The following is a 16,943-nucleotide window of genomic DNA, read 5'->3' as shown; positions in this document are numbered from 1 at the left end:
TCGTCTCGTCCGTTTTCGTTGCCCGGAGTCCTGCATGCGCGTTCGTTCCCTGACGCTGGCCCTGTCGCTGCTGCTGTCGCCGGCGGTGTTCGCGCAGGAGGCCGCGCCGCCGCCGACGGACGACGCGCCCGCCCAGCCCCAGGACGTGCCTGCCGACGCCCCGGCGCCGCAGGACCGCGAGGCCGCACCCGACGAAGCCCAGGCTGCCCGCGAGGTCGCCGCCAGCGACGATCCCGATGCGATCGAGCACGCTTCCAACCGCGTCCCGCTCGAGGAGATCCGCCGCTACGTCGGCGTGTTCAACGCGGTTCGCCAGGCCTACGTCGAGCCGGTCGAGGACCGCAAGTTGATGGCGTCGGCGATCCGGGGCCTGCTGCTCGACCTTGATCCGCACAGCGTCTACATGGAGAAGGACGACGCCGAGGCCTTCGACGAAGGCACCACCGGCGCCTACGAAGGCATCGGCGTCGAGGTCATGTACCTGCCCGACGGCAGCATGCGCGTGATCGCGCCGATCGACGGCACCCCGGCCGAGAAGGCCGGCATCCGCGCCGGCGACGTCATCGTCAGCGTCGACGGCCGCACGCTCACGCCCGCCGACAACGAAGGCCACGGTCCGTTGCGGGGCGAGTCGGGCACGGCGGTCGTGCTGGGCGTGCTGCGCGACGGCGAGCGCGCGCCGCTGGAGATCCGCGTACAGCGCGAGACCATCCGCGTGGTCAGCGTGCGCGGCCGCATGCTCGAGCCGGGCTATGGCTACGTGCGCGTGAGCCAGTTCCAGGTCGACACCGCCGCCGACTTCAGCCGCACCGTCGGCGAACTCGCCGGCCAGAGCGGCGGCCGCCTGCGCGGGCTGGTCATCGACCTGCGCAGCAACCCCGGCGGCCTGCTGACCTCGGCGGTGCAGATCGCAGACGACCTGCTCGAGAGCGGTCCCATCGTCAGTACGCGCGGCCGCATCCCGATCAGCGACGCGCAGTTCAGCGCCACGCCCGGCGACATCCTCGAGGGCGCCCCGGTCGTCGTGCTCGTCGACGTCGGGTCGGCCAGCGCCTCGGAGGTGCTCGCCGGCGCGCTGCGCGACAACGGCCGCGCCCGCGTGGTCGGCAGCCGCACCTTCGGCAAGGGCTCGGTGCAGACCGTGCTGCCGCTCGACAACGGCGATTCGGTCAAGCTGACGACCGCGCGCTACTTCACCCCCAGCGGCCGCTCGATCCAGGCCCGCGGCATCGATCCGGACCTCGTGCTGCGCCCCGAGGACGCCAATCCCGATGCCGACGCCCCGCGCGCGGCCAGCGCCTATACCGAGGCCGCGCTGCCCGGCCATCTGCGCGGCGACGAGGAGGACGGCAGTACCGGCGGCGAGGCCTTGCCCGGCGACGCGCCGATCGCCGCGGCGCTGGCCGAGCTCAAGAAGCCCTGGACCCCGACGGTCCCGCCGCCCGAGACCCCGGCCGCGGCGCCTGCCGAACGCTGACAACCTTCCGTGTCGGCCGCGGGACCGCCTCGGGGCTGTCTCGCCTGCTGCACGTGTCGGTCCGGGAGGGCGCCTACACGCGTTCCACGTCGCGCAGGCCGATGTCGGATGCCCGCCGAAAGGCGCCGGCCACTGCATCGCTGTCCCGGTCGGACACGCTGCAGGCGTCGAAGATGTCGCGCCAAGTGCCAAGCCAAGGCGACAGCGCCAACTAGATATGTAATAACGTTACAATAACGCCGGGCTCCGGTTCCGGAGGCGGGAGCAGTGCGCAGCGCCCGGCCCGCCCATGCGCGTCCTCCTGCCGAGTCACGACCATCGACATCTCACTTCTCTCGTGCGGCGTGCGTCGCCGCGCGCCCTGCCGTGCCGTCCCGCTGGCGCCCGATGCCGCGTCCTCCCGTGCCAAGCCTGCCCTCGCAGGCGTCCTGCTGGCCAGCGCACTGGGCGTGGCTGCCGGCGCCTCCGCCCAGACGCCCGCAGGCACGGCCACGGGCGACGAGGCCAGGGAGTTCTCCCCCATCGAAGTGCGCGCGCGCCGGCTGGCGACCGAGGGCAGCGGGTCCTATGCCGCGCCCTCGGTCGCGCCCGGCGGCAAGGTCGCCGTCGACGTGCTGGACGTGCCCAACTCGGTCAGCGTGGTCACGCGCCAGCGCATCGAGGATCAGGATCTGGTCGATGTGGAGAGCGCCTTGCGCGAGGTCACCGGTGTGACCGTGACGCCGTGGGACGGCGCGACCAGCCAGATCCGTTCGCGCGGCTACAACCTGGAGGCGGCCTACGACGGCATCCCGGCCTACGGCGCGCTGTCGGCGTTCCAGCAGTTCGACCTGGCGATCTACGATCGTATCGAGGTGCTGCGCGGCCCCGGCGGTCTGTTCCAAGGCTCCAGCCAGCCGGGCGGCGTCGCCAACTTCGTGCGCAAGCGCGGGCGCGACACCTTCGGCGGATCGGCCGTGCTTTCGGTCGGGTCCTGGTCCAACGCACGCGCCGAACTCGACGTCGGCGGGCCGCTCACCGCGGACGGCGCGCTGCGCAGCCGGCTCGTCGCCTCGACCCAAGACCGCGGCTATTTCTACGACACCGCCGAGTCGCGCAAGCACTTGGTCTACGGCACGCTGGACTACGACCTGGGCGAGCGCACCACCGTGTCGCTGTCGGCCACGCGCCAGCGCGACGCCGTGATGCCGTACGCCGGCCTGCCGGCCTACACCGACCAGGGATTCCTAGACGTGCCGCGCTCGACCTACGTCTATCCCGACTGGGTGATCCAGAAGTGGGACAAGACCGCGCTGTCGCTGGACCTCGAGCACGCGTTCGACGGCGGCTGGCTCGGCCGGGTCCGGCTGGGCCGCCAGACGCTGGACTGGGACTACCGCGACAGCTATCCCACCGGTGGCGTCGACCGCGACACCGGCACCGTCGCCAGCTATGCGCGCCGGCGCAGCGACAACGCCGAGACGCGTACCGCGCTCGACGCATTCGTCGCCGGCCCGTTCCGCCTGCTTGGCCGGGAGCATCAGGTGCTGGCGGGCATGAGCCTCGAGGACTACGAGAGCACCACGCTGTGGGGGCAGGGCGCGCCGGTCCGCGACGTGCCGGTGCTCGATCCGCGTGTCGTCGAGGACGTGCCGATTCCCCACACCAGCGGCTATCGCTCGCGCACCTGGCAGGCCGGCCTCTACGGCCAGCTGCGCTGGGCGCTGAGCGAGCGGCTCACCGGCGTGGTGGGCGGTCGCTGGAGCGACTTCTCGGTCAGGAGCCGGACCGTCGCGCCGCAGCCGCTCACGCCCTGGACGGATGGCGCGAAGTCCGACGATGAATTCACGCCTTATGTCGGCCTCGTCCATCGCATCGCCGACGACGTCACCGTCTATGCCAGCCACGCCGATACCTTCCTGCCGCAGACGCAGCGCAGGGTCACCGGTGAGGCGATCGACCCGCGCGTGGGCAAGCAGTTGGAGATCGGCGCGAAGGCCCGCGTGTTCGGCGGCGGCCTGCAGCTGAGCGCGGCCGCCTTCCGGACACGCGACGTCAACCGCGCCTATCCCGACACCGCCCATCCCGGCTTCTTCCTGCAGGCCGGCGAAGTGGAGATCGAGGGCTGGGAGGTCGAGGCCGGCGGCAGCCCGCTGCGCAACCTCGACCTGACGGCCGGCTACACCCAGCTGCGCACGCGCTACGTTGCGCACCAGAGCTTCGACGCAGGCGAACCGTTCAGCCTGTTCGAGCCGCGCCACGCCTTCAAGCTGTTCGCGCACTACCGGATCGACCGCGGTGCGCTCGACGGCCTGTCGATTGGCGGCGGCGCGCACGTGTCCAGCGGCCTCCTGGGCACCGGCGTTGCCGGCGTGCGCGAGCAGGGTGGTCACGCCGTGGCCAGCCTGCATGCCGGCTATGCGATCTCGCCCGCGCTGCGCGTCTCGGTCGCGGTCAACAACCTGTTCGACCGGCACTACTGGGCACGCGTGGGCGGGCTCAACAGCTACAACATGCCCGGCGAGCCACGCAATGTCATGGCCACGCTGCGGGCGCGGTTCTGAGCGCGCCGCCGTCTGCATTTGCGCTCCCCTTTCCTGTTCGAGTCCTTCCGATGCCGATGTTCCTGCGACCGTCCGCCTGCCTGTCGCTGATCCTTGCTGCGCCGTTGCCGGTCGCGGCCGACGTCCATCCCGAGGACGCGCGCGCTTCGGGTTCGCCTGTGGGGGACGCCAGCAGCCTGTCGCCCGTCTGGTCGTCGGCCAGCGCCCCGTGGACGGTCCGGTCACGATCGGCGGCAAGCTGCCGATCGACGCGAAGGACACGCCGCGGTCGATCTCGACGATCGACCGCGCACGTCTCGATGAGGAACACGTCACGTCCATCGCACGGGCCGTTGAGCGCGCCACCGGTGTCTACGTGCGCGATCAGGGCGACATGGACGACGGCCCGATGTTCTATTCGCGGGGCTTCGCGATGTCGGTCTCGGAAAACGGCATTCCCTTCGACACCGCGTACTACGGTGCCGGCCTCGACACGGCGCTGTACGAGCGCGTGGAGATCCTGCGCGGCCCCGACGGGCTGATGCAGGGGCAAGGCCAGCTCGGCGGGACCGTGAACCTGGTCCGCAAACGCCCGACGGCCACGCCACTGAACGAGGCCCAGGTCACGCTGGGACAGTGGGACGCGCTGCGTGGCTCGATCGACCTGTCGCGTCCGTTGCGGGCCGATGGCCGGGTGCGTGGCCGCGCGGTACTGACGGGCGAGACGCGCAACGCGTGGCTGCCCCATGTCGGCAGCAACAAGCGCCAGGGCTATGCGATCGTCGAAGCCGATCTTGGCCAGACGACCACGCTGGCGTTCCACGCGCAGGCGCAGTCGAGCAGCGTCCAGCCCAACTTCGGCGCGCTCTACGACGGGACGCGCTACACGCCGCGCGGCCAGTACGGCGGCGCGCGCTGGAGCCGCTTCGATCTGCATCGCACCGACGCGGGCATGGACCTGACGCACGGCTTCGGCGACGCGCTGACGCTCAAGGCCGCTGTGGATTACCGCCGCTACGACGACCGCAAGCGCTTCGCCTTCCACAACCCCCACCCGGACTTCGCCCAGACCGGCCGTTCGGCGCTGATCAATCGCGCCACCTGGTTCGAGGGCGACCAGTGGACCGGCGACGTGCACCTGCTGGGCCGCTTCCAGGCGGCAGGCCGCGAGCATGTGGTCGTCATCGGCGGCAATGTCGAACAGTTCGAGTTCCAGAACTGGACCCGCAACGCGCCGTCGGTGGGACTCTGGGCGTTCGGCGATGCGGACGTGCCTTATGTCGAGCTCGACCGGCCGGAACCGCGCAGCACCCGCATCGTCCAGGCGGGCCTCTACGCGCAAGGCCGCTTCGCCATCGCCGACCGGCTGCAGCTGCATCTGGGGAGCCGGTTGAGCCGCTATCGCTCGCACAGCACGAGCGGCGGGACCACGACGCCGAACTACGACGAGGCCGGCGTCTTCACCCCGTACGGCGCGCTGGTGTGGCGGGTCTCGCCGCGCTGGAACGCCTACGCCAGCTATGCCGACATCTTCCGTCCGCAGAGCTGGGGGACCGAGGACGGCACCGGGGCGCTGCTGCCGCCGCTGGTCGGCCGCCAGGTCGAGCTGGGCGCCAAGGCCGGGTTCGGCGACGATCGCCTCCTGCTCAACCTGGCGCTGTTCGACGCACGCGACACCAACCGCGCGATCCGGGACCCGGCCGACCCCGAGGCCTGGGTCGCCGCCGGCGAGGTCGAGAGCCGCGGGGCGGAGATCGAACTGTCGGGCGAACTGGCCGAGCGCTGGCATGCGACGGTCGGCTACACCCAGACGCGCACCCGGTTCGCCTCTGGCTACGGCGCCGAGGACGGCAGCGACTTCAACGCCTTCTCGCCGCGGCACACGTTCAAGCTATGGAGCACCTACACGTTCGCCGCCGGCGGGCCGCTGCCGGGCTGGTCGGCCGGGCTGGGGCTGCGCGCATTCAGTGAGAGCCGGCTCGCGGTCGCGGCGCCCTTCGTCTTCACGGCCCGCCAGCCCGGTTACACCGTCGTCGACCTGCGTGTGGCGATGCCGCTGGCGCGCAGGGGCGAGCTTGCGCTGCACGTCACCAATCTGTTCGACCGCGCCTATGTCGCCGCGCCCAACATCCGTGCCTTCTACGGAAGCCCCCGGCATGCCGAACTGCGCTACGCCCTGCGTTGGTGACGCCGGGCGCGGCCAGGAACGTCACAGTGCCGCGTAGCGCCGGTTGACCTGCGCCCAGTTGACGACCGTCCACCAGGCCGCGATGTAGTCGGCCCGCCGATTGCGGTACTGCAGGTAGTACCCGTGCTCCCAGACGTCGAGCGCCAGCAGCGGCGTGCCGCGTTCGGCAACCACGTCCATCAACGGATTGTCCTGGTTGGCGGTGGTGGTGATCGCCAGCGAGCCGTCGGGTCGGGCGATCAGCCACACCCATCCCGATCCGAAGACCCCGCGCGCCGCCGCCTCGAACCGGGAGACGAACGCCTCGTGACTGCCGAAATCCTGTGCGATACGCGCCGCGAGCCGTGCCGACGGCGCGCCGCCCTGGCCGGCCGGCGCCATCAGCGTCCAGAACAGGCTGTGGTTGTAGTGCCCGCCCGCGTTGTTGCGCACGGCGCCGTCGTAGCTCGATACCTTGGCCAGCACTGCCCCCAGATCGGCCCCGCCATGCCGGGACGCGGCCTCGAGCGCGGTGTTGAGATTGTCGACATAGGCTTTGTGGTGCCGGCCATGGTGCAGTCGCATCGTCTCGGCGTCGATGGCGGGCGCAAGGGCGTCGTCGGCATAGGGCAGCGCCGGCAGCGAGAACGGCGCCGTCTGTTGCTCGAGGCCGGACGAGGCGAACGCAGACGCTGTGCAGGCGAGCAGTGCGAGCAGGCAAACCACGAGTCGGGACATGATGTGCTCCTTCGTTGGAAGAGGTCGGTGGGAGACGGGCGCAGGGCGGACCGGCGCGGCGCGCGATGGGGCCCCCGTCGCGCCGTGTGGCGCGCCGCCGCGCTTGCGCAATCCGTGTCTGGCGGGCGGACGTCGGTCATCCGTCGATATCGATCACGACCGTGCATCGCGACGTGTCGGACTTCGGCGGAGAGCGGTGGATGAGGCCCCCCGGGCCAGGGCCGGCGAACCGTGCGCCCTTCATGACCGCCACCTCGCCGGTCGCGAGCTGGCGCACGGCCGCCCAGTCCAGCACGCCATCGTTGTTGCCTTGCCCCAACGCCGCGCGATCGACCGCGCTCTCGCGCAGCCACTGGGTTCCGGCCCCCGCATAGGTGCAGATCATCCGCAGGGCGACCTGGTCGGAATGGAACAGGCGGCACCCGTCGCCCTCCACGCGTGCGATACGCAACGGCAGCGCCCGGCAGTCCGGCGCGATGCGTCGGGCCCAGTGCAACAGCAGCGCAAGGTCGCTACGCAGCGCTGCGACCTCGTCGACGCCGGTACCCGGCGCCAGCGCCGCCTCGAGTGCGAGGTCCAGATCGCGCGCGAATCCGGTATCGACCGCAACGGATCGCCGCACGGTGCCTTCAGCCGGCGACACCATGCGCGCCTGCGCCAGCACGTCCGACGCTGGCCGCCGCTGCCAGACCGCCAGCGACGTCTGTGGTTCCCGGATCCGGAGCAGGATCTCCGGACGCACGTCGAACAGATAGCGGTCCCCCGTGGGCGGCGCGGGGAGACGTCGGGCCGCGCGCATCTACGAGAAGCCGCGCTGCGCCCGGCGCGACGCCGCATGCGCGCGCAGATTGACGGCATGGGCGGCGACCAGACAGCCGCCTCCGGCGACGCCCAGAACCGAATGCCAGATCGCGTGGTGCGTCACGGACGGCACCAGCAGGGCGATCGCCAGCGACCCCGCGCCGGCCAGCGTCACGGCCAGCGGCGCATACGCCCGGTGCCGCCGCAGCCCGTAGACGCTGGCCACCAGCGCGACCACGACCGCGGACGACGCGATCAGCCACTCCCAGCGCGTCATCGTCACCAACACCAATGCCAGCGCGTGGTCGGGATGGCGATGGGAATGCAGGGCGATCAGCAGCGAAGGCGCCAGGACGAACGCCAGCGGCATCGCCAGGCAATGGACCGCGCACAGCCCGGACCACGCCATGCCGAACAGGTCGGCCCAGCGCGCGCTGAAGGGCGGGTCGCGGAGCGCGTGCGTCGATCGGCTCATATTGTTACTATATAACATTAAGCCCGGAGTCGCCATGTTCCCCGTCCTTCATCGATCCCTGCCTGTCGCGGCGCTCGCGCTGCTGGCCGTCGGCCTCGCGCAGGCGCACGGTCCCGGGCACGGCCCGCACGTCCATGGCCAGGCGCAGGCCCAACTCGTGCTCGAGTCCCGGACGCTGACGGTGACGCTGCAGGCGCCCGGCGCGAGCGTGGTGGGCTTCGAGCGGCGGGCGCGCGACCCTGCGGAATCCCGGCAGGTGGAGCAGGTGGCGGCCCATTTCGAAGCGCCGTCGGCCTGGTTGACGCCCAGCGCCGCGGCCGGCTGTCGGCTGCAGGACCGCACCGTCGACGCCGGTGCGTTCGCATCCGGCTCGCACGCCACGCCCGGGCATGCGGATCTCGCGGCCAGCTACCGCTTCGTCTGTGCCCGGCCGGCCCGTCTGACGGAGTTGCGTCTGGACCTGTTCCAGCGCTTTCCCGCACTCGAGCGCGTGCGTGTGGAATACATCGTCGACGACATGCAGGGCGAACAGGTGCTGAGCCCGCGGACCCCCGTCGCGCGGCTGCGGCCATGAGCGACGCCGACGCGATCGCCCTGGAGCACGTGGCTTTCGGCTGGACGCCCGACCGCGCCGTCCTCGACATCGACCGCCTGCGGATCGCCCGGGGCGAGCGCATCTTCCTGCATGGCCGCAGCGGCAGCGGCAAGAGCACGCTGCTGGCGCTCGTGGCCGGCATCGTCGCGCCGGTCTCGGGCCGGGTGCAGGTCCTGGGCAACGCGCTCGAGGCGATGCGGTCGTCGCGGCGCGACGCGCTGCGTGCGGCGCAGATCGGCATCGTCTTCCAGATGTTCAACCTGATGCCGTTCCTGTCGGTGCGCGACAACGTGCTGATGGGGTGCCGGCTTTCGTCGGCGCGCCGTGCGCGGGCCGCTGCCGACCGTCCCCTGGACGAGGAGGCCGACCGGTTGCTCGAACGGCTCGGGCTGGACCCGGCCGCGCTGGGGCCGGTACCGGCCAGTGCGTTGAGCGTGGGCCAGCAGCAGCGCGTGGCCGCCGCGCGCGCGCTGATCGGGCGCCCGGCGCTGGTGGTGGCCGACGAGCCGACTTCGGCGCTCGACGACGACAGCGCCGCGGCGTTCATGGCCCTGCTGATGGCCGAAGTCCGGCGCAGTGGCGCGACCCTGCTGCTGGCCAGCCACGATCGCCGGCTGGCGCGACACTTCGACCGCGAGATCGACCTGGCGCGCATCAATCGCGTTTCGGGAATCCCGGCATGAACGCGCGCTGGTGGACGACGCTCGCGATCCGGAGCCTGCTCGACCGGCGTGTCGCGGCGGTGCTGACGTTGTCCACCATCATGCTGGGCGCGTGCCTGTTGCTGGGCGTGGAGCGGATGCGCGCGCAGGCCAGGGAGAGCTTTTCCAGCGCGGTGTCGGGCACCGACCTGATCGTGGGTGCACGCACCAGCCCGGTGGGCCTGCTGCTGTACTCGGTCTTCCATATCGGTGAGCCCACCAGCAACGTGTCCTGGGACAGCTACCAGCGCATCCGCGCGATGCCCGGGGTGGCGTGGGCAGTGCCGCTGTCGCTCGGCGATTCGCACCGCGGCTACCGGGTGGTCGGCACCAGTCGGGATTTCCTGCGGCACTACCGGTACGCCGGGCGCCAACCGCTTGCGCTGGCCGAAGGGGTCGCCTTCGACGGCGTGCACGAAGCGGTGATCGGGGCCGAGGTCGCGCGCGTACTCGGCTACCCCGTGGGCCAGCGCATCGTCCTCGCCCATGGCACCGCCCGTCACAACCTCCACCAGCATGACGACGCCCCGTTCACCGTCGTCGGCATCCTCGCGCCGACCGGAACGCCGGTGGACGCGAGCGTGCTCACCAGCCTGGAAAGCATCGAGGCGATCCATGCGGACTGGCAGACCGGCACCCGCATCCCCGGGGCACGGCCGACGGTTCGCGACGAGGCGACGCTCCAGCCCCGGTCGATCACCGCCGTGCTGGTCGGCCTCGAGCGCCGGGCCGCGAGCTTCCAACTGCAGCGTGCGATCAACGACGACCCCGGCGAGCCTTTGCTGGCGATCCTGCCGGGCGTGGCCCTGCAGCAGCTGTGGCGGCTCGTCGGCGGATTCGAGCGCGTGCTGGCGGTCGTCAGCATGGCGGTGCTGGCGGTGGGGCTGATCGGCATGACCACGGCGTTGACCGCCACGCTGGAGGAGCGACGGCGCGAGATGGCGATCCTGCGCGCGCTGGGGGCCAGGCCGGCGCAGATCGCCGGTCTGCTGGTGCTCGAATCGACGGTGCTGACCGTGGTCGGTGCCGTCGCCGGCGCCGTGCTGCTGCAGGTCGCGACGGTCGCCGGACGCAGCTGGCTGCTCGGCCGCTATGGCGTCGTCGTCCCGGTCGCCTGGCCCGGCATCGACGACCTGCGGCTGCTGGCATGGGTCCTCGCAGCCGGTCTTGGCGCGGGCCTCGTTCCGGCCGCGATGGCCTACCGCAGAACGCTGGCCGACGGCCTGACGCCTCGCCTGTGAAGCGGCCCGTCCTGTCCCTGTTCTTCGCGGCGCTGCTGGGGGCGTCGGGATGTTCGGAGCCGCCATCGCCGTCGCGCGCGACGGCCCCGGACGAGACCGTTGCCACCGCCCGCGACCGGGTCGCCCAGGCGCCGGGTCCCGAGGGCGCCGAGCCGATCGACTGGCGCTATCTGGGCGACGACGGCGTGCTCGAACTCGACTGGCTGCAGCTGTTGCCGGCCGACGAGCTCGATGCCCTGTCGTCGCCCCGGCCGGTCAGTCACACCGGCACCGACAGGATGGCGCAATACGGAAGCGACCGGATCGTGCCCGCCGTTCTCGGGATCGCGATGCGGTTGCCCGGCTACGTCGTGCCGCTGGAAACGGATGGCCAGGGACGCGTGTCCGAGCTGTTTCTGGTGCCGTACTACGGCGCGTGCATCCACGTGCCGCCGCCGCCGCCCAACCAGATCGTGCACGTGCAACTCGCCGTGCCGACGCGGGTGGACGACATCTACGAGGCCTACTGGGTCGAGGGCGAGCTGACCGACCAGGCGACGCAGAACGCGCTGGCCGGCACCGCCTACTCGATGAAGGATGCCAGGCTGACGGCCTATACGGATTGACCCCGCCCACGCTTCTCGTCCGCCGTCGCGCAAGCGCGATCGACGTCGCCGAACATTCACTTCTTGGAGGCCCACACGATGCAGCCCGTTCCGACAAGCCAGAAACTGATCCCGACGTGGTACGTCGATCCCGCCGACGAGCAGCACATGGCCGAAGGCCATGCCCCGATCTGGCGGCACATCGTCGCGCTGATGCCCGAAGGCGACCTGTCGACCCGGACCGTGCTCGACTTCGGATGCAACCAGGGCGGTTTCCTCCGCCAATTGCACGCCTTGCGGCCGTTCAGCAGGGCGCTGGGCGTCGACATCGCCGAACAATCCGTCCAACGGGCCGAGGCGCTCAAGGGCGCACTGCCGGTCCAGCACACGACCGATGTCGGACTGGCCGGGTGGACGGACCATTTCGACCTCGCCTTCAGCCACGAGGTGATCTATCTGATCGAAGACATCCAGGCCCATGCCCGGACGCTGTTCGATGTCCTGCGGCCCGGCGGCGTGTACTACGCGATCACCGGCTGCCACACCGACAATCCGCAATGGCCGCGCTGGCGGCAGATCGTGGCCGAGCGCACCCACACCGACGTCCAGGATCGCTCCGTCAGCGATTATGCGCAGGCGTTCGAGCGCGCTGGATTCGCGGTCACCGCCAGGTTGTTCGAGTATCCCGGTTTCGTGCCCTACGCGCCCGACGGCTGGAGTCCGGACTTCTACCAGGCGCTGGCGTACTACACGCGCTCGAAGGTGATGTTCCGGCTGGTCAAGCGCTGACGGGGAGAGAGGGCGATGCCCTCAGCCCGTTGCGCCGGCCCGCGCCTGTTCGAACCACGCGATGACCTGCTCGCGATGCGCGCGACCCCAGACGTCGTCGAAGCGCTGGGTGTGGAAATCGCGGGGGTCGCGCAGCGCCCGCAGCCGGGCGTCGATGAAGTCGGGCGTCAGCGCCAGGCCGCAGTCGATTTCGATGCAGCGGCGCCATTCGGAAAAGTCGCGCGGAACGGGAGAGCTCATCGTGGATGGAGTCCGGGTCGGGCCGAAGGAGGCGGGTGCATGGGCTCGCGTGTGGACGACCGCGCCGCCGCAAGCCAGGTCTCGAGCACGGGCGCGAGCCCGGCATAGCGGTTGCCGTCCCAGCCGTTGGCGAGCACCGTGCCGTCGGGTGCGATCACGACCAGATTCGGCGGGGCGATGCCGCCCAGGCGCCGGACGGCCGGCATCGCCTGCAGGCGACGGTGGTCGATAGCCGGCCAGGGCATCGACTGCCTGCGCATGTAGCGGCGCATGTCGCGCTCGGATTCGTCGAGGCTCACGAACACCACTTCGGTATCCACGCCCGCGGCGCGCAGTTCGGCGTAGACGTCGCGCAGGGTCGGCACGAAGGCGTGGCAGGGACCGCACCAGCCGGCGCCGAAGTACAGCACCAGCAGCGCCGGCGGACGCTGCCATTGCCATCGCGCCATCCGTGCCTCGCCCGGCCGGACCAGGGCGTCGCCGACCTGCGCGCGGAAATCCGGCGGCACCCGTTCGGGCTCCGCCGCCTGCACCGAGGACGGCGCGAGGCAGGACAGCAGCGCGGCTGCGAGCAGCCACGTCGCTGCCTCAGAACGCATGACGGATGCTGGCGTAGACCGATCGGGCGAACCGCGGCCCGTAGACGTAGTCGCTGTCGCGCCCGGCGCCGCTTTCGAGGTCCTTCTGGCGGTCGTCGAACAGGTTGCGGACGCCGAACGAGACGTCGACCGCACGCTCGCCGAGGTGGAAGTGACGCGTCGCGCCGGTGTCCACGACCCAGAAGTCGTCGACGTGGCGCAGTTCGCCGGCGTTGTTGTTGAGCACATGCATGCGCCCGGTGTAACGCAGACCCACGAACGCGTCCCAGCGATCGTTCGGCGACCACACCAGCTGCGACAGTCCGCTCCACTGCGGCGTCTTGAGATAGTCGCGGGTCGCGATCACCGTATCGCCACCGTCGCCCGTGTCGTCGAACACCACCTGCGCATCGTCGTAGCGCGACCGGTACCACGACACGCCCGCGGTCAGACGCAGCGTATCGCGCGGCTGCCACCCCACATTGGCTTCGATGCCCGACACGCCCGAGCCCGAGGAGTTGCTGCGCACCTGGAACAGCTCGCCGTCGAACACGTCGCTCTGGATCTCGCTGAGCACGAAGCTGTCGCGCAGCTGCGTGTAGGAGGCGGTCACATCGACCGACACCCGCGGATCGAGCGCATCGGACCGCCAGTCGAAGCCGAGCATGCCGGTGAGCGCCTTCTCTTCGGTGAGCCCGTCGATGTTGCGGATCGAGACCGGCTCGGCGCCGAGCGTATCGACGTGCAGGTCCTCGCTGAACACCTCGGGCGCCCGGAACCCGGTGGATACGCCTGCGCGCAGCTTCAGCTGGTCGGTGGCCTGGAAGGCCAGCGCGATACGTGGCGAGAACACCGCGCTGTCGAGTTCCGAGCTCTTGTCCACCCGCGCGCCCAGCACGAGATCGGTCGCATCGTCGACCGCCCATTCGTCCTGCACGAAGACGCCCAGGTTGGAGAAGGTCGCATTCTCGGCGCGCCGCAGGACCACGCCGTTCGCGTTGCGGTTGTCGTCCTTGATCTGCTCGCGCTTGTACTGCACCCCGAACGCCAGCGCATGCGCGCCGGCGCGGTAGTTGAACTGCGTGTCGAGGTAATGCAACGGATTGTGCGTGAAGCCGTACTGGTTGAACGACGTCGAGGCGGCGCTGCCCGGGAGGGTTGGGTCGAGCGCGTCGGGATCGTAGTCGGGGCTGGCCGGATCGGTCTCCACCTCGCCCAGTCCGCCGTAGAAGCTGTCGCGGCGGATGTCGGCGAAGGCGTAACTGACCCGGAAGTCGAAGTCGTCGTCGACGATCTGTTCCCAGGACAGGCTGCCGCGCTGGTAACGCGTCTTCAGCGCCTCGGCGATGTTGGCCAGGTATTCGGGCTGGTCGAGCCGGTTGCCGCCGCGTCGCTCCTCCCACGTGTACTGGTAGTCCGCCCGCAGGCGCGTGCGATCGGTCGGCGCGAACCAGGCCTGGAAGCCGCCGACGCGCTGTGTCTTCTCGGTGATCTCGCTGTAGCCGTCGCCGTTGTAGTCGATGGCATCGTTCTGCGCAGCCTGTGCCACGAACGACGCCCCGAACCGGCCGTCCTCGCTCACCGCATCCAGACGGCCGTCGCCGTACCAGACCGGCTCGCCCTTCTGCACGTCGACGCTCGCCTGCACGAAGCCGCCATTGCGAAGCGGCTGTTCGGAGACGAGATTGATCACCCCGGCGACCGCGCCCGGCCCGTACAGCGACGAGCCGCCGCCCTTGACCACTTCGATCCGGTTGACGAACGCCGCGGGCACCTGCTCCAGGCCGTAGACGCCGCCCAGCGTCGACAGCAGCGGGATGCCGTCGAACAGCAACTGGTTGTATGCGCCGCCCAGGCCCAGCAACTGCACTTCCGACGTATTGCAGTTCTGGCAGTTGCTCTCGACGCGGACGCCGTTGATCAGTTCGGCAGCCTGGGAGAAGTTCGTGGCCGCGCGCAATTCGATGTCCTGCTGGCGCAGCACCTCGGTCCGTACCGGCACGTCGGCCAGCAGCCGTTCGGTCCGGGTCGCGGTGCTCACGCGCACTTCGACCGCGTCGAGTCGGGTCGCGGCGCGGTCGTCCTGGGCCGACGCGGCATGGGGAAACAGGATGGCGGCCAACGTGAGCGCAAGCGGCCGCAGGGGGCCGGTCGCCGCACGCGGGCGCGCAGGAGGGGAGGGGAGGCGATGGGCCATGGGTGGGGTTCCAGGCATCTGGCAAAAACGAATAGTTACAATATAACATTGCGGTGTGGTCGCGCCTCCCAGAAGTCATGTCTGTACGTCTCGCAAAGCGCATGTCGCCACGGTCGTCGGCGTGCGACGCCCGACTGCCATCCCGGCGAGGCCCCGGGGCGGTGCAGACCGGCCGCGCGGGTGCGGGCCACCGCCGGTCCATGGCGGACTCACCCTCGATTCCCCTGCAACGAAGGCAACGATTCCAATGACGATGATCCGACCGCTCCCCACCCGCCTGTGGGTCCGCCTGGTCGTATGCGCGCTGTTTCCCGCCGCCCTGGGGGGATGCCGCAGCCTCGAGGACGCGGAAGCGCCACCGCATGTGCGCAACGTCATCGTCATGATCAACGACGGCGCCGGCTGGGGCGCCTGGGACGCCGCGGCATACTGGCAGTACGGGCATCGGCGCGGCGCGCCGTATGCGGACTTCCCTGCCCGCTACGCGATGCGCACCTCGCCGCTCAATACCAGCAGCAGCCCGACACACGACGCGACCGCGCGCGTGGATTACGACCCCGCGCTGGCCTGGAGCACCGAACCCAGCGACGATCCGGCGCTGCCGTTCGTCGGCTACCGCGAACTGGCCCGCGCGGCCACCGACAGCGCCGCGGCCGGAACCGCGCTGGCATCCGGCATCAAGACCTACAACAACGCGATCAACCACGACAATTTCGGCCGTCCGGTCGAGCCGGTCACGTTCGTCGCCAAGGCAGCCGGCAAGGCGACCGGCGTGGTGACCAGCGTGCCGTTCACGCATGCCACCCCGGCCGCCTTCGCTGCGCAGAACGCCTCGCGCAACCGCTATCACGAGATCGGGCGGCAGATGCTCACCCAGGGCCGGCTCGATCTGATCATGGGCACCGGCGCGCCGGGCTACAACGTCAACGGCACCGCGTGCGATGCGCTGGCGGCGGACGAGTCGCAGGCCGGCTGCAGGCAGCCCGACGAGTTCCTCGCGACCGAAGACTGGCAAGCGCTCCAGGCCGCCCGCTACGTGCCTGCCGGCGCCCGCGCGCCCTGGAAGGTGATCCGCAGTAACGAAGAGTTCGCCGCCCTGGCCGAAGGCACGCTGCGCACCGATGCCCCGGTGCTCGGCGTGCCGCGGATCGCCCGGACGCTGCAGCAGGCGCGCGAACGCCGGATCCTCGGTGCCGACGCCGCCACGGCCTCCGGCGACCGCCTGGTGCCCAGCGTCCCGACGCTGGCGACGATGACGCGCGGCGCGATCGCGCATCTGTCCGCGCGGAGCGACGAGGGCTTCTTCCTGATGGTCGAGGGCGGTGCCACCGACTGGGCCGCGCATACCAGCAAGTGCGGCACCCAATGGCAGTACGGCGCCTGCACCTCCGAACCCGAGTACGGCCGCCTGATCGAAGAGACGGTCGACTTCAACCGGGCGGTCGCTGCCGTGGTCGCCTGGGTGGACGCCCACAGCAACTGGGACGAGACGCTGCTGATCGTGACCACCGACCACGACAACAGCATGCCGATGGGCCCCGACGCGCAGACCGTTGCGTACCAGCCCGTGGTCAATCGCGGCCGGGGCGCGACGCCCGGCATCAGCTTCAGACCCACCGGCAACCATTCCAACGCCCTGGTGCCGCTGTGGGCCAAGGGTGCGGGCGCGGACCTCTTCGAACGCCGCGTGCGCGGACGCGACGATGGCTACGCCCGGCACGTCGGCTGGAACGACGGCCGCTACATCGACAACACGGACGTGGCGTTCGTGGTCAGGGCGCTGCTCGAGAGCCGCCCCGTCGAGGGCCTGCATCTGCAGCGGACACAGTCGCCCTGAC

Annotated in this window: 15 protein-coding genes; 9 read left to right on the top strand and 6 right to left on the bottom strand. The window is 70.7% G+C overall.

All coding sequences use genetic code 11. The features are described from left to right. The first annotated feature begins 34 nt into the window (after positions 1–34). The 3 genes from WQ56_RS08275 (at position 35) to WQ56_RS08265 (ending at position 6,187) form a co-directional block, all read left to right on the top strand. Positions 35–1,477 (top strand): S41 family peptidase, encoded by a 1,443-nt coding sequence (locus WQ56_RS08275; protein ID WP_082132283.1) that lies wholly within the window; start codon positions 35–37, stop codon positions 1,475–1,477. A 344-nt stretch (positions 1,478–1,821) separates the two neighbouring features. Beyond that, positions 1,822–4,020 (top strand): TonB-dependent siderophore receptor, encoded by a 2,199-nt coding sequence (locus WQ56_RS08270; protein ID WP_052772911.1) that lies wholly within the window; start codon positions 1,822–1,824, stop codon positions 4,018–4,020. 208 nt (positions 4,021–4,228) lie between these two features. Then, positions 4,229–6,187 carry a TonB-dependent siderophore receptor gene (locus WQ56_RS08265; RefSeq protein ID WP_047136624.1) on the top strand — a complete coding sequence of 653 codons (1,959 nt, stop codon included), beginning with the start codon at positions 4,229–4,231 and terminating at the stop codon, positions 6,185–6,187. Between the two features lie 21 nt (positions 6,188–6,208). Here WQ56_RS08265 and WQ56_RS08260 read toward each other — a convergent pair whose 3' ends face one another. The 3 genes from WQ56_RS08260 to WQ56_RS08250 form a co-directional block, all read right to left on the bottom strand. Continuing rightward, positions 6,209–6,904, bottom strand: coding sequence for a superoxide dismutase (locus WQ56_RS08260; RefSeq protein WP_047136623.1), 696 nt, complete (start codon positions 6,902–6,904; stop codon positions 6,209–6,211). Positions 6,905–7,040: 136 nt separating this feature from the next. Beyond that, positions 7,041–7,703, bottom strand: coding sequence for a DUF1826 domain-containing protein (locus tag WQ56_RS17705; protein ID WP_052772910.1), 663 nt, complete (start codon positions 7,701–7,703; stop codon positions 7,041–7,043). After that, the gene (locus WQ56_RS08250; RefSeq protein WP_047136622.1) at positions 7,704–8,180 is read right to left on the bottom strand and encodes a MerC domain-containing protein; all 477 of its coding nucleotides are present in this window, start codon (positions 8,178–8,180) and stop codon (positions 7,704–7,706) included. Between the two features lie 34 nt (positions 8,181–8,214). Between WQ56_RS08250 and WQ56_RS18070 the strand changes: the two genes are divergently transcribed. From WQ56_RS18070 to WQ56_RS08225, 5 genes are all read left to right on the top strand, one after another. After that, entirely contained in the window at positions 8,215–8,754 is a 540-nt protein-coding gene (locus WQ56_RS18070; RefSeq protein ID WP_047136621.1) for a DUF2796 domain-containing protein, read from the top strand. Next, on the top strand, positions 8,751–9,458 hold the full coding sequence (locus tag WQ56_RS08240; protein ID WP_047136620.1) for an ATP-binding cassette domain-containing protein: 708 nt from the start codon (positions 8,751–8,753) through the stop codon (positions 9,456–9,458). The genes WQ56_RS18070 and WQ56_RS08240 overlap by 4 nt, the downstream gene beginning before the upstream one ends. After that, entirely contained in the window at positions 9,455–10,717 is a 1,263-nt protein-coding gene (locus tag WQ56_RS08235; protein ID WP_047136619.1) for an ABC transporter permease, read from the top strand. The genes WQ56_RS08240 and WQ56_RS08235 overlap by 4 nt, the downstream gene beginning before the upstream one ends. Beyond that, a complete protein-coding gene (locus WQ56_RS08230) occupies positions 10,714–11,322 on the top strand; it encodes a DUF3299 domain-containing protein (protein ID WP_052772909.1) in 609 nt (202 codons plus the stop codon). Before WQ56_RS08235 ends, WQ56_RS08230 begins: the two co-directional genes overlap by 4 nt. Before the next feature lie 78 nt (positions 11,323–11,400). Next, positions 11,401–12,090, top strand: coding sequence for a class I SAM-dependent methyltransferase (locus tag WQ56_RS08225; protein WP_047136618.1), 690 nt, complete (start codon positions 11,401–11,403; stop codon positions 12,088–12,090). 21 nt (positions 12,091–12,111) lie between these two features. On the opposite strand, the gene WQ56_RS08220 is transcribed toward WQ56_RS08225, so the two are convergent. From WQ56_RS08220 to WQ56_RS08210, 3 genes are read right to left on the bottom strand one after another with little or no spacing between them, the layout of a single operon-like run. Beyond that, positions 12,112–12,330 (bottom strand): hypothetical protein, encoded by a 219-nt coding sequence (locus tag WQ56_RS08220; RefSeq protein WP_047136617.1) that lies wholly within the window; start codon positions 12,328–12,330, stop codon positions 12,112–12,114. Next, positions 12,327–12,929: a thioredoxin-like domain-containing protein gene (locus WQ56_RS08215; protein WP_047136616.1), complete on the bottom strand. Its 603-nt coding sequence runs from the start codon at positions 12,927–12,929 to the stop codon at positions 12,327–12,329. Before WQ56_RS08215 ends, WQ56_RS08220 begins: the two co-directional genes overlap by 4 nt. Further along, on the bottom strand, positions 12,919–15,123 hold the full coding sequence (locus WQ56_RS08210) for a TonB-dependent receptor (RefSeq protein ID WP_082132279.1): 2,205 nt from the start codon (positions 15,121–15,123) through the stop codon (positions 12,919–12,921). The genes WQ56_RS08215 and WQ56_RS08210 overlap by 11 nt, the downstream gene beginning before the upstream one ends. Before the next feature lie 235 nt (positions 15,124–15,358). On the opposite strand from WQ56_RS08210, the gene WQ56_RS08205 reads away from it, so the two are divergent. Continuing rightward, positions 15,359–16,942 carry an alkaline phosphatase gene (locus WQ56_RS08205; RefSeq protein WP_047136692.1) on the top strand — a complete coding sequence of 528 codons (1,584 nt, stop codon included), beginning with the start codon at positions 15,359–15,361 and terminating at the stop codon, positions 16,940–16,942. Position 16,943 lies beyond the last annotated feature (1 nt).

The organism is Luteimonas sp. FCS-9 (genome assembly GCF_001014645.1).
In the GTDB taxonomy this organism is placed as follows: Bacteria; Pseudomonadota; Gammaproteobacteria; order Xanthomonadales; family Xanthomonadaceae; genus Luteimonas.
This window is presented reverse-complemented; position numbering and strand designations above follow the sequence as displayed.

What these genes read in the sequence shown, in the direction of transcription:
- WQ56_RS08275 (WP_082132283.1), top strand. Translation starts at nt 35, where the DNA reads ATGCGCGTTCGTTCCCTGACGCTGGCCCTGTCGCTGCTGCTGTCGCCG.
- WQ56_RS08260 (WP_047136623.1), bottom strand. Translation starts at nt 6,904, where the DNA reads ATGTCCCGACTCGTGGTTTGCCTGCTCGCACTGCTCGCCTGCACAGCG.
- WQ56_RS17705 (WP_052772910.1), bottom strand. Translation starts at nt 7,703, where the DNA reads ATGCGCGCGGCCCGACGTCTCCCCGCGCCGCCCACGGGGGACCGCTAT.
- WQ56_RS08250 (WP_047136622.1), bottom strand. Translation starts at nt 8,180, where the DNA reads ATGAGCCGATCGACGCACGCGCTCCGCGACCCGCCCTTCAGCGCGCGC.
- WQ56_RS18070 (WP_047136621.1), top strand. Translation starts at nt 8,215, where the DNA reads ATGTTCCCCGTCCTTCATCGATCCCTGCCTGTCGCGGCGCTCGCGCTG.
- WQ56_RS08240 (WP_047136620.1), top strand. Translation starts at nt 8,751, where the DNA reads ATGAGCGACGCCGACGCGATCGCCCTGGAGCACGTGGCTTTCGGCTGG.
- WQ56_RS08235 (WP_047136619.1), top strand. Translation starts at nt 9,455, where the DNA reads ATGAACGCGCGCTGGTGGACGACGCTCGCGATCCGGAGCCTGCTCGAC.
- WQ56_RS08225 (WP_047136618.1), top strand. Translation starts at nt 11,401, where the DNA reads ATGCAGCCCGTTCCGACAAGCCAGAAACTGATCCCGACGTGGTACGTC.
- WQ56_RS08220 (WP_047136617.1), bottom strand. Translation starts at nt 12,330, where the DNA reads ATGAGCTCTCCCGTTCCGCGCGACTTTTCCGAATGGCGCCGCTGCATC.
- WQ56_RS08215 (WP_047136616.1), bottom strand. Translation starts at nt 12,929, where the DNA reads ATGCGTTCTGAGGCAGCGACGTGGCTGCTCGCAGCCGCGCTGCTGTCC.
- WQ56_RS08210 (WP_082132279.1), bottom strand. Translation starts at nt 15,123, where the DNA reads ATGCCTGGAACCCCACCCATGGCCCATCGCCTCCCCTCCCCTCCTGCG.
- WQ56_RS08205 (WP_047136692.1), top strand. Translation starts at nt 15,359, where the DNA reads ATGATCCGACCGCTCCCCACCCGCCTGTGGGTCCGCCTGGTCGTATGC.